Below are 12841 nucleotides of genomic sequence, written 5' to 3'. Positions count from 1 at the left end.
CCTGGCGTTGTATTCGCGTACCACTATTTATTTTCACCGCAGTTCCATGAACGCCTTCACCAAATCCCCAAACTCCTCCTGCCGCTCGCTGGCCGCGTGCTTCTCCGCCATCGCGAGCACATTCTGCAGCCGGCTCTCCCCGACGCCTTCGCTGTCCTTCATGATCTTGGCGAATTCGGCGACGGCCGCGATGAACAGGGTGGCGTCGGACAGCTCGCCGGAAGGGCCGATGGAGGCATTCGACTCCCGCGATCGATTATTGTTGTCCACGTCCTTGTACCGAATCGTGACCTTGCCCCAGGACTTGGAGGCGTCGTCCTTCAATTGAAGCTCGTAGAGCGCGGTAACGGAATGCCCGGCCCCGATCTCCCCGCCGTCTACTTTGTTGTTGCGAAAATCTTCATCCGCGACGGCGCGGTTTTCATAACCCAGCAAGCGGTAGCCCTTCACTTGCGCGGGATCGAAGTCGACTTGAATCTTGGCGTCTTTGGCGATCGTCTGCAGCGTCCCGGTCAGCTGCTCCTGGAAAACCTTCTTCGCTTCGTCGATGTCGCCAATATAGGCATAGGCGCCGTTGCCTTTGTCGGCCAGCTGCTCCATGAGCACATCATTATAATTGTCCATGCCGAATCCGAAGGTGCTGAGGTACAGATTCCGTCCGGCGTAGTCCTCGATCGTACGGAGAATGCCGTCGGGGCCGGTCTCGCCGATATTGGCCACGCCGTCGGAACACAGAATGACGCGGTTGATCGCAGCCTCGTCGTCATTGAGCTTGCTTGCCATTTTGTAACCCAACAACAGTCCTGCCTCCGCATTCGTCGAGCCTTCGATCTGAAGATTGTCGATGGCGGACAGAATCGTATCCTCCTCCTCGACGGATGTAGGCTCCAGAACCGTGCGCGCCGTCGAGCCGTACACGACGATGCCGATCTTGTCGTTGGGCTTCAGCTGATTGACCAGCAGCGCCAGGCTTCGCTTGACCAGTCCGATCCGGTTGTCTTGGTCCATAGAGCCGGACACATCGATGACGAACGTCAGATTCGCTCTCTTTCGCTCCTCCGATTCGATCTCTTTGCCTTTGATGCCGATCCGGACGAGCTGCGTGCCCGCTTCCCCGAACGGAGAAGGGCCGGCGTCCACGTGAATGGCGAACGTATCGTCTTTAGGTGGTGCATCGTTTAAGTCGAAGTAATTAATGAACTCCTCCAGCCGGATCGCTTCTTGGGGCGGCACGTTCCCGTCCTCGATATAGCTCCTCGCCAAGGTATAAGAGCCCGTATCGACATCCATCGCGAACGTGGACAGCCGATCGTCTGCCGTAGACACATAGGGGTTAGTTCCGTAATCCTGGAAAAACATATCGTTGGGTGCGGAGGATAGCGGGGCGGTCGCGCGGGACGCTTCCGCTGCCTTGGAGTCGGCTCCGGATACCGACTGCGGGGCGCTGTCGCCTGATGAATCGTTATCGCTGCTTGAACTGCATCCTGCGACTAGCGCGGCAAGCAAAAGCACGAACCCCAAGCTCATCCTTCTTCTCATCTTGAACACCCCCGATTAATGTGCAGCGCTTTCCTTACAGCAAATGCGATTGGATCGCTTGATGTTACAGGAATATTACAGAATCATTTCCGTCATGTAACATAGCGATTGGTATTTAGACGATCCAGGTCAAGGCAATGTTGCAAGGGATGTAAAAATTATCCGTTAAAATGAAGGGTGTTCCGAGGCGATGCCATGTTAAAATAAGGAAGCCGTGCAGCTAACGCAAGTAAAGCTTGCAACTGCGTTAGAGAAAACCAAGGAGGCCTAACTCATGAAAATCCATCGCATCGACCACATCGGCATCAACGTCAACGATCTGGCCGCGGCCAAAGCCTTTTTCGTCGAATTCGGACTCGAGGTGCATGGGGAATGGGAAGCGGAGGGTGCTTGGCTGGATGTGATCGTCGGGCTTGAAAACGTGAAGACGTCCTGTGTCGCACTGCGCTCGCCGGACGGTCAGACGTGGCTGGAGCTGGTCCAGTATATCCATCCAACGGATGAAAACGGCGTTCAGCAAACGCATTCGAATACACTCGGCATCCGTCATATTTGCTTTGCCGTCGATGATATCGAAGCGATCGTCGACAAAATGAAAAAGAAAGGCATGGAAGCCTTTAGCGAGATACAGAATTATAAAGATATTTATAAGATGTGTTATGTCCGCGGGCCGGAGGGCATTATTCTGGAGCTGGCGGAGCGGATTAACTAAATTCAGATCAGCTGCCTTTAAAAACACTCACCTCAGTCATGCGCGAACAGCCGCGCGTTGAGCGGTCGTTCGCCCGCGCCGGCGATGGCTTTTAAGAGCTGCTCCGCCGTACAATCGATATCGCCGTAGGTGTTCACGATAGTGTCGATCGAAGCCGCGTATTCCTTGTGCACGAAGGGATGGAAGTGGGCGACGAAAATAACCGGCGTCCCCAGCTTGGTCCAGCCGCCCATCATGTTCCTCGCCACCTCGTCGTGCAGGCGGACGACATTGAGCCCGTAGCTCAGGCGGCTTCCGATCGAGCATACAATAACGTCGTATGCGTGGTCGGCTGCGATCTGGAACAAGGCGTCGGGACCGGGATCGAGCCATTGGTCGACGGTCCCGGCATATTTGCCGATCTCGCGTTTCATTCGCTCCCATAGCTCGCCGTAGCGGTCGTGATGATTGACGATCACGACATGAAGCACCTTCGTGGCGGGCGTGAAGCGGTAAGGGAGCAGACCTTCCCGGTCTCGGACGACGGTTATGCTCCGCTCCGAGACGGTCTCCGCTACTGCCGCATGGGCCGCTTTATCCGGCATGGCGTCTCCCTCTTTTGCGGGCGACGTCTCGAAAAGCCCGAACTGCTCCTTCAACGACACGATGAGGCTCGCCCGGTCCCGGAGCGTCGCAAGCGTCAAGCTGCCCTCGCGGTGCCGCCGCTCCATCTCCGCATAAAAGCGCTCGTCCATCTGCGGGAACAGCAGCATGTCGCAGCCGTTGGTGAGCGCCGCCGCGCAGGCGTCGTAATAGTTCATATAGCCGACGACCCCGCCCATGTTGATCGCATCGGACACGATCAAGCCTTCGAAGCCCATCTCTTGCCGCAGCAGATCGAGCAGCAGCTTGCTCGATACAGTCGCCGGCGGATAGAGGCCGCGTGCGTCGGGCTCGTCGAAGGCCGGCAGCGCGATATGCCCCGGCATGACCGCCATGGCGCCCCGGTCGATCAGCTCCTGGAAGACGCGTCCCGGACCGTTTCTCCACGAGGTCGCGTCAAGCGGCAGGTTCGGCGTGGTCAGATGCTGGTCCCAGGAGGTAAAGCCGTCCCCCGGGAAGTGTTTGATCGTCGCCATCATGCCGTGCGCCTGCAGGCCGCTCATGTAGGCCCCAGCGATCTTCGCGACTTGCTCCGGCGTGTGCCCAGCGCTTCTCGTGCTCACGACGGGACTATCCGCGTCCGACGCCATATCCGCGACCGGCGAGAAGGTCCAGTTAAAGCCGATCTCGCCGGCTTCCGCCGCGGCGATCCGGCCGACCTCGTAGGCGAGCTCCTCCGAATTCGCCTGGCTGAGTCCCATCATCGAAGTGAACTTCGTGGCGCCCCGTATCATATTGCCGGGCCCGCACTCCATATCGCTGACGATAAACGGAGGGACTTCGCTAACTTCCTTCAAGCGGCGAATCGCTTGCTGCAGCTCCGCGCGATCCATGGGGTGAAAGAACATCGCGCCGAATTCCTCGAGGCGCTCCGCGCCGACGTGCCCCAGGGTCGGGCAGCAGACTTGCTTCAGCAGCCGGCGGAAGTCCATTTCCTCGACGATGCGCTTGGCGCGGTCTGTCACGATAATGCGGTACTTCATAAAGGGCGGCCCTCTTTCTTATTCCGTATGGGATCCGGATTTCTTCAGCTGCTTGACGTTATTCTGCAAGGCGTATTCCTTCGGCGTAACGCCGAACCGTTTCTTGAACAGGCTGAAGAAGTAGGTTTCGTTCAGCACGCCCACCTTTTCCACGATCTCGCGTACGCTGACTTCGCTTCCGGTCAATAGCTCCGCGGCCTTCGTCAGCCTTGTCTCATTGATGAAGTCGGCAACGGATACTTCCATCACATCCTTGAAGAGATTGCCGAGGCGCCGCTGCGTGATCTTCATCATCGAGGCGATCGAGGCCAGGCATAGCGTCGGATCGTCGTAGTGCGTCAGGATGTAATCGGACACCGTCTCGACGACGTAATGGTTGACTTTGGAGGGCGGGGGCTCTGCACCCTCCTGGGTTTGCAGCGCTAGCTTAAGCGTATCGCCGAGCCTGTCGAAGATCCCTTCCAAAGTCTCGTTCTCCATGATCGACAGCGACAATGTTGAGAGATCGATCGGCACCGCCGATAAGGCGGGGGCGGGGCGGAGCTCCAAAGTTGTTTTCGCGGTTTCCAGCAAGCGGAAGGTGGAAGCCATCGCATTATAGTAGCTCAGCTGGGTCATTTCATCGAATAACGTTTTCAAGGCGCGTTCGATCCCGGTCAGATCGCCTTTGAGAATCGCTTCCTGAAGCTGCTCTTCGAGCGATTTGGAATAACCCTTCTTCTTGCCGGCTTCGTTGGCGAGTACCGTATCTGCATCAATGAAAGAACGATGGCCGTAGATGAACCGGTAAACGGACTGCTCCAGAGCTTTGTTGTAAAGCGTGGGCAAAGCTTCGAGCTGATGCAGCAAAGGACTGAGGGACGCAGAAAAAGTGATTTTGTAATACTGCTGGACGAATTGCTGCGCTTCCCGGATCAACGGGGCTAGTTCTTCCTCGAAGGGCTCATCCTCCGCCGGGAGGCTGAGTATAATCGCGACATGGTCGTCCCGCAGGTCGAGGCCTTCGTTTATATATTTCTTGGCCACCCATTCGGATGCGATGTTGATGATGGCGAAGCGGATCGTTTCTTTGTCCTGCGCGGAGAAGGTTTGCTGAAAGCGCCTGTAGTTGTCGATTTTCAGGAGCAATACGGCATAGGTGCCTTCCAGGGGCAGCGCGATTTTCGTTTCGCGAAAAAGGTCCGCCAATTCCGTCTGGCCTAGCTTCACCTTCTCCGTCAGCAGCCGATTCAGCCAATAATGCTTGATGACGTCATCGTATTGGTACCTCTGCTTATCGAACAAGTTCAATTGCTCCATGGATTGCTTGTAAACCGAGTCCAGATACGAGATTTCGTCTCCGGTCCCCCGCAGATCGAACTTGTGCATACGTCCGGCGGATATCGTCTGTACGAGATTGCCGATCGGACTGTAAATTTTGCGGGAAATGCTCACGGAAATCGCGATGGCCATCAGAAGGACGAAGACCGTAATGAGGATAATGCTGGTTTTGAAGCTGTTTAAGTACCCGTTGACCTCGAGCGCCGGTTGAATCTTCATCAAGGTCATGCCGATGCTGTCCATATAGCTGAAGGTAACCAAGTATTGGGTGTCCATGTAGGTTCTCTTGAAGGAGCCGTCGGTTGACGGGGTGGGATCGGATTGCTTGTATTGCGCGTATTCCTGCTGAAACCATTTTAATTGATTCTGCTTCTCTGCGGCTTGATCGGTATCCACGATGTCGTCCTGCTGATCGAGGAGGAAGATGCTGCTCTTCTTCTGCGGATCGATCATGTTGATCTGTTTAATGTTTTCGAGCAGCCACTCCGGCTTCACGTTGATAACCAAAGCGCTCGGTTTTTCGTCGTCCATCGGCGTCTCGTACATAAAATAGGAAAGAACGTGTTCGCTCTCGACCCGGCCGTTCATCACTTTGTGGATATCGCGATAAATCGGTTTTAATTTGGGCAGCACCTTGTCGGACGCGTTCAGCTCGGACAGCTGCGTATCGTTGAAGAAGACCGGGGAGCCGGCGTTGTAAAACTGATCCAGATTGCGGTTGTAAATGCTGATGGAGTGCACGTAAGGATACGACGAGGTTAAGGAGGTCACGGCGGTGTTCATCCGGATGATGACGTCGACCATATTTTCCTCTTCCGCGTACATGATCTTATTGATATCCCCGTTCAGGAAGATCGATTGCGCAAGCCGGGTAATGGCGTCGTTCATCAGATTCGTATTGTATTTGACCTGGAACAGGATTTTTTGGTTATTTTCCGACTCCTTCTTGACCATCAGGCTCTGTGCGTTCCAATAGATGACGACCGACAGAATGGCCACGATAAACAAGGCGGAAGCGCTGAACCACAGTACCATCTTCAGAAGAATTTTCGATTTGATTTTGTTCTTCGGCTTCATGCGCGGGCTTCCCCTTATAGGTCTGGTAGAAGCTAAGATAGCCCAGGCCATGCTAAAAGTAAATATAACGGACAAATCTCGTAGGAACGAACATTATTTAGAGCGTTTATTTGAAGAGACCGACGCAAATCGAAGTGTACGCCGGAAGCGCGGCCCGCTAGATTGAAGTAAAACAGCGGAGAACGAGGTGGATGGGCATGGACACGATTATAACAAGAAGCAGCCTGGCACGGACGAGAAACAAGCTCCGGAGCGGCACGGTGACGTTGGGATTCATCGGAGGATCGATAACGGAGGACGGCCGATCGGCGCACAATTGGCCGGAGCCGGTGACGCGCTGGCTCGCGGAGACGTTCCCTCAGACCCGGATTGTCGTCGAGAATGCGGCGATCGGCGCCACGGGCAGCGATCTGGCGGTGTTCCGGGCGGAACGGGATCTGATCGAACGCCAATGCGATCTGATCTTCGTCGAATTCGCCGTCAATGACTATCTGACGGCGTCCGAGCCCCGCATGCGGGCAAGAGAAGGGCTGCTCCGCAAATTGCTGGCAGACGGTCACAGCGAACTGGTCCTGGTCTATACCTACAGTCAAAGAATGTACGAAGCGATGTCGCGCAAGGAAGTGCCGGACTCGATCGCCGAGTTCGAGCAACTGGCCGAGCATTACGGGATCAGCTCGGTATGGGCGGGGCGCCATGCCTGGGAGGAAGTGGCCAAAGGACGCATGACCTGGGACGAGTGGCTGCCGGACGGGCTGCATCCGACCTATCGGGGGAGCTTGAGCTACGGCCAGAGCGTCATCGCCTTATTGGAGCGGGAACTGACGGCAGCGCCCCATGCCGCAGCGCTCCATGCGGATGCGGACGCGGACGCGCCGAACCCGCCGAACCCGCCGAACCCGCCGTTGCGGGCGTTGCCGGAGCCCTTCAATCCCCATCACTGGGAGCGTACGGAGCTTGTGCCGTTCGAAGAGGTGCAGTTGGAGGGACCCTGGACGATCAGGCGGGCGGTTGCCTTGATGCCCAGAGTGGACCGGCTGCTGAGCACCTCCGCGATCGGGGCGAAGCTCTCTTTCTCATTCTCGGGAAGAGGGCTGGTCCTGGTCTTCGACTTCGGCAAGAAGTCGGCGGAATTCGTCTACCGGCTGGACGGGGGAGAGGTCGTCGCGGTCAGCCGCGACAGACCGGACTGGTGCGGAGATGGCGGCTGGCTCAGGCCGTACTGGATTGCGGACGAGCTGCCGGAGGGCCGGCATCATATCGAGCTGGAGGTCGTTCACGGCAATCGAGAGGATTGCCGGGGAACCAACTTTCATTTAGGAATAATCGGAATTCTGAAGTAGGAGGGTGGCGGGCTTGAAACGACTGGAATTAAAGCAGGATTGGTTCGTCCGTTACGAGGAGCTTCACAGGGGACCGGAGCATGCTTCGGAGGTGATGCGGCGTACGGAAGGCTGGCTTGGCACGCAGGTGCCTTGCGACATCCATATGCCGCTGATCGAAGCGGGCATCATCCCGGAACCGCTGGAAGGCCTGAACTCCTTCGCGTGCGAGTGGACGCAACTGAAGTCCTGGTGGTTCAAAACGAGCTTTCGACTTGACCGGGAATTTATGACCTACGACACGGTCGAGCTGTCCCTGGAATCGCTGGACGCCGAAGCGGACGTCTTTCTGAACGGCCGACACCTCGGGCACCATCGCAGCGCGTTCTACCCGTTTACGCGGAATGTCAGGGAGGCGTTGGCGGAAGGGGACAATTCGCTGTGGGTGCGCGTCACTTCGGGGGTCGAGCATTTCAGCGACGGGGATACGGCATTTCTTAGAAATAACCTGATCGACTGCGAAGCGTACGGCAGAGGCGACCCGCGCAGAACGTTCGTCCGGAAGCCGCAATACGGCTTCGGCTGGGATTGGGGACCGAAGGTGCCGACCTGCGGCATCATGGGAGAAGTCACGCTGACCGGTTACAGGGAGCTCGCGATCCGGGGCGTCAGAGCCTATACGAAAAAGGCGGATGTGCGGGCGGAGCTGCGCGTGGAGGTTGAGTTGGAGAGCTTCGTTCCCCTGGCGACGACGGAAGCGACGATCACCGTCGAAGTGCTGGACGGCGATCGCGTGGTCCTGTTTCAAGAGGAGGAGGTATGCGTCCGCTCGGGGGTTCACTTTCTCGACCTGGAAGGCGTCGTCGAAGGCGCGAAGCGCTGGTGGCCCAACGGGATGGGGGCGCCCCACCTGTACGAGATCCGGGTTGCGGCGAAGACGGAGCGCGGGCGCGTCGCGTTTCCGGCTTTTCGTCACGGCATCCGCACCGTTCTGCTATTGCAGGATAAGGCGGGGGAGGATGAACGGCTGTTCGCGATCGAGATCAACGGCGTCCGCGCCTTCTGCAAAGGGGCGAACTGGATCCCCGCCGATTCGATCCATGCCCGCGTATCCGACGGAAAGTACGCGACGCTGATCGGGGAAGCGCGGGAGGCCCAGTTCAACATGCTGCGCGTATGGGGCGGCGGCCTCTACGAGCGCGACGCGTTTTATCGCGCATGCGACGAGAACGGCATCATGGTCTGGCAGGACTTTATGTTCGCCTGCGGGCTGTTTCCCGATCACCTGGCATGGTTCCGCAAGGAAGCGGAGGCGGAGATGGACTACCAGACCCGCCGCCTGCGCAACCATCCTTCGCTTGTCCTCTGGTGCGGGGACAACGAGGACCACTGGGCCATCGTGCAATGGACCGCGGAAGGGCGGAAGCCGCCGTTCTTCGGGGGAGCGATGCTGTATAACGAGCTCGCTCCGCGGGCCATGAGGCGGAATTGTCCGGATATTCCGTACTGGAACGGCTCCCCGTACGGCGGCGCGCAGCCGAACGATCACCGGATGGGCGACGTGCATCACTGGCACGAAGGCATGATGAGCCCGGATATGGAGAAACGCATCGCGCCCGAGGCCTACGATCGCCTCGACGCCAAGTTCGTGTCCGAGTATGGCTACGTGGGGCCCTGCCGCCGATCGTCGATCGAGGCTTACCATGGCGGATCGCCTTTGGACCGGAACGGGGAGATATGGAAGTACCATAATAACTTCTTCGAGAAAGAAACCGTCGCCGCGGGCGTGAATAAGCACTACATCGACGCCGAGGGCTTGTCGATCGACGAATACCTGCACTATGCGGGCGTGTGCCAGGGGCTCATGTACGGCTATTCGCTGGAGTCGTTCCGCTACAAGGAGCGATGCTCGGGCGGTTTGTTCTGGATGTATAACGATTGCTGGGGCGAGGTGGGCTGGTCGATTATCGATTATTACGCGACGCGGAAGATCGCTTACTACTACGTGAAGCGGGCGTTCGACCCGGTCAAGCTCATCATCCGCCGGGAGGGCGGCGTCGCGCGCGTGGTCGGGATCAACGAAACGCCGGCACCGATCCGGATTGAGGCGGAGGCGGGTTATGTCTCGTTCGACGGCCGGCAGCGCGAGACGCGCCCGGTCACGATCGAGCTGCCTGCGCATTCGCGCGGCGAGGTCCTGACGCTGCCGTTGGGCGAGCACGATGATTTGCAAGGCATGCTGGCCGTCGTTCCGCGCGAAGCTTCACCGCACAGCCACGGCGTCTCGCCGCAAGAGCACGGCATTGCGCCGGCGACGCTTCGAACGGAGGTGTTCCGCAAGCTGCGGGTCTCTGCCGCGGAGCTGAAGATTTCGTCCTTCGAGGTGCGCGGGGGCGAAGCGAGCTTCACGGTCAGCTCGGATACGTACGCGCATGCGGTGCACTTCGGCCTGGATGATCGGACGAGGCTGTCCGACGAATACTTCGATTTGCTTCCGGGAGAGCGCCGGCAAGTGACCGTATACGGCGTCGACGCCGCGTTCTCTTGCGACGCGCTTCGGCCGACGAGCATCAGCAACAGCCATTCATAGGATCCGAGAGGATCAGAGGATAGGGGAGGATACGGGAAAATGGGGCAAACAAGCGAGAAGGCGGCGCTGAAGCGAGTGACGCTGGAGATGAGTCTGAAGCCGTTTACGAGCATGGAGCCGGCGGCCATCGACGAAGTATGCGAGGAGGCGATTCGGCAGTGGCTGCCGCTGATTGGCCTGGCGGATCGCTGTTCGATGCTGCTCTGGGTAGCGGACGGCAGCGAAATATTGACTTGGAACGGGAACTTCGACAGCGCGTTCGAATGGGGCCGCTATATCGGCTTCGCCAACGAGGACAAATTCAGCCATATCAAAAGCGAGAACGATGCCGCGGTCGCCAAGCTGTACCGGGACGACCCGTGCCGCGTCACCTACGGGGACTTGCGTTATATCGTGGCGGCCTTCAAGCGGATTGCCGGGCAGAAGTTCGGTATCCGCATGGAGGTGGGCGCCACCTTCGACGCGGGACCCGAGTTCGCGTACTCCGATTTCAAATACAAGGATCATCCGGAAATCAATAAGCCGGAGCTCGGCGGGAAATTCGTCGCGTTAAGGGCGGATTATACGGTCGTCTGCGTCTGGTCCAAGCTGCACGGGGATAAGGCCGCCTACGCGACGTACCCGGACGGCATTCCGGAGGATACGCCGTTCGGCCAATTCTTTGGGCGCCAATGCGCGAGCTACCTGCCTGCGCTCGGCTTCGATTACATCTGGTTCTCCAACGGCTTCGGCTTCTCCTCATTCCCCTGGACGTATCTCGGCGCGAACTTCGACGGCACCTCGCTGCCGCTGGCCGAGTACGAGGAGCTGTCGGGCAAGCTGCTATCCTTCTGGGAGGCGTTCAAGCAAGAATGCCCGGGCTACCGGACAGAGGTGCGGGGCACGAACTTCGGCACGGGGATGGATCTGACGAAGGATTTCGTGCCGCTCAAGCAGTTGTACGAAGCCGGATATATCGAGCTCCCGCCTCCGAATTCGCCCTGGGGCGCGCTTAACTTCGACTTCGGCCTGGAAGTGGCCTCGTACATGTCGCGGATCGCCGTGCTTCCCGGGGACACGTATCCTTATCGCTTCTATGCGAACGATCCCTGGTTCTGGCAAAATCCGTGGCGGGATCTGTACGATCGGGAGCCCCATGACATTTACTGTCCGCTATCCGTCGCCCGCATGAACGCGGACGGGAAGCTGGAGAATCCGGGTATCGTGGAGATTCTGACCATCGATACGGAGAAGGGAAAATTGATCGAATCCTGCCCGCAGGAAGTGATTCCGCATCTTCGCCGGGCGATCGAGGACTTCCCCGACGAGCCGGGCATTCTGACATGGCTGTATCCTTTCCATGAATATCATGCTGCCGTAGCCGATTCGGAGGAGCGCTCGAAGTCGATCCTCTTCGAGGAGTGGTTCGTCCGCAACGCGGTGAACGAAGGCTTGCCGCTGAACACGGTGCTCAGCACGGACAGTTTCCGGGAGATGAGAGAGGACAACCGGAGGAAGCTGCATCGAACCGTTATTTTTACGCCGACGTCGTGGATCGATGCGGCGAATGCAAGCCTGCTCGCGGATTACGTTCGCGGCGGCGGGCAGGTGCTGTTCTACGGGCCGGCGCTGGCCCCCGGCTTGCAGCAGCTGCTGAACATTCGGCAGGCGGAAGGACTTGAAGGGGAGCTGGACGTTTCCGTTTCGGCTTCGTTGGCCCAGGACGCGATCTTCGGCGAGCGACCGTCGCCGTCGGTCATCGACCACGATCCGCTCATCGGCGGCGGCGCCATCGGCGAGGTGCTCGCGGATGCGAACGATCGCGCTACGCAAGTCTGCGCGACCGCGAAGCAGGATGGCCGGGAGCGCGTCATGGCCTTGACCCGGCGTCCGCCGGAATGGAACGGCGGGCAAGCCGGCTGGGTGCGGGGCTCGCTGCCTTTCCTGCGGGGCAGCGTCACGGATCTGCCGGTCAGGCAGCCGCAGCGCTACCTGGACGTATCGGTACAAGCCCGCTACGTGCTGGCGCAATTCGGGTATTCGCTCCTGCAGACGAAGCAGGACGCGGCCTCCAAGTCGGCCTTGCTGTTCATCGCGCGCCGCGACAACGGCTACTTCTTCACCGGCTGCCGCCAGGATACGTCCGTTTCGCTGCAGATGCGCTTTCCCCAGGGCGTGCCGATCCTCATCGGCCAGACGACGAAGGTGGGCGAAGGGCCTTCCGCATACTCGCTGGATCGAACCTTCCATGATGAATGTCGGTTATTCGTACGCCAATCTAGCGGCAGCCTGGTCTCCTGCAGGGAGCACTCGCCGATGCCCACGCCGAACCGAAGCTCGACGCGGTTGATCACGGTCGCCGGACTGCGCGAGGCGAGCCTGACGATTTACCCGCCGCTTGACGCCCTGCGCGAAGCGAGGGTCGAAGTCAAATGCGGCGACGTCTATCTGGAACTGCCCGACTACACGTCAAGCGACTGCATCATAATCGACAATCTTGACGGCGCGCTTGAAATTTCCTGGTAAAGCATCGCCCCGACGAAGAGCCTCGCGGCCGGTTGAATCCGCCGCGAAGGCTCTTTTTATATCCTCCGCAGACAGGCTGCTGCGCCATTTTCGGAGTTTCGGACATTTATCGGAGTGCCCCAAAGCCCGTATTTCCGCCAAAAAGGCATTT

Annotated in this window: 7 protein-coding genes; 4 read left to right on the top strand and 3 right to left on the bottom strand. The window is 58.6% G+C overall.

What is annotated here, in order from left to right:
• Positions 1 to 33: 33 nt before the first annotated feature.
• Positions 34 to 1539, bottom strand: a complete 1506-nt coding sequence (locus BM235_RS22395) for a vWA domain-containing protein (RefSeq protein ID WP_090116472.1) — start codon at positions 1537 to 1539, stop codon at positions 34 to 36.
• Positions 1540 to 1813: 274 nt separating this feature from the next.
• Here BM235_RS22395 and BM235_RS22390 point away from each other — a divergent pair, with 274 nt between their 5' ends.
• Positions 1814 to 2251 (top strand): VOC family protein, encoded by a 438-nt coding sequence (locus BM235_RS22390; protein ID WP_090116471.1) that lies wholly within the window; start codon positions 1814 to 1816, stop codon positions 2249 to 2251.
• Positions 2252 to 2283: 32 nt separating this feature from the next.
• Here BM235_RS22390 and BM235_RS22385 read toward each other — a convergent pair whose 3' ends face one another.
• Both BM235_RS22385 and BM235_RS22380 read right to left on the bottom strand, forming a co-directional pair.
• Positions 2284 to 3876, bottom strand: coding sequence for a glycoside hydrolase family 3 protein (locus tag BM235_RS22385; RefSeq protein WP_090116470.1), 1593 nt, complete (start codon positions 3874 to 3876; stop codon positions 2284 to 2286).
• Positions 3877 to 3894: 18 nt separating this feature from the next.
• Positions 3895 to 6273 carry an AraC family transcriptional regulator gene (locus BM235_RS22380; RefSeq protein ID WP_158543994.1) on the bottom strand — a complete coding sequence of 793 codons (2379 nt, stop codon included), beginning with the start codon at positions 6271 to 6273 and terminating at the stop codon, positions 3895 to 3897.
• Between the two features lie 197 nt (positions 6274 to 6470).
• Between BM235_RS22380 and BM235_RS22375 the strand changes: the two genes are divergently transcribed.
• Genes BM235_RS22375 through BM235_RS22365 form a run of 3 tightly spaced genes read left to right on the top strand, consistent with a single transcriptional unit; the run spans position 6471 to position 12690 of the window.
• Positions 6471 to 7616: an SGNH/GDSL hydrolase family protein gene (locus BM235_RS22375; protein ID WP_158543992.1), complete on the top strand. Its 1146-nt coding sequence runs from the start codon at positions 6471 to 6473 to the stop codon at positions 7614 to 7616.
• A gap of 13 nt (positions 7617 to 7629) precedes the next feature.
• The gene (locus BM235_RS22370; RefSeq protein WP_090116467.1) at positions 7630 to 10185 is read left to right on the top strand and encodes a glycoside hydrolase family 2 protein; all 2556 of its coding nucleotides are present in this window, start codon (positions 7630 to 7632) and stop codon (positions 10183 to 10185) included.
• 39 nt (positions 10186 to 10224) lie between these two features.
• Positions 10225 to 12690 carry a hypothetical protein gene (locus BM235_RS22365; RefSeq protein ID WP_090116466.1) on the top strand — a complete coding sequence of 822 codons (2466 nt, stop codon included), beginning with the start codon at positions 10225 to 10227 and terminating at the stop codon, positions 12688 to 12690.
• Positions 12691 to 12841: the final 151 nt, after the last annotated feature.

It is taken from the genome of Cohnella sp. OV330, from assembly GCF_900112065.1.
Classification (GTDB): Bacteria; Bacillota; Bacilli; order Paenibacillales; family Paenibacillaceae; genus Cohnella.
Note: the sequence above shows the minus strand (reverse complement) of the source record. Positions and strands in the feature narration are given on the sequence as shown.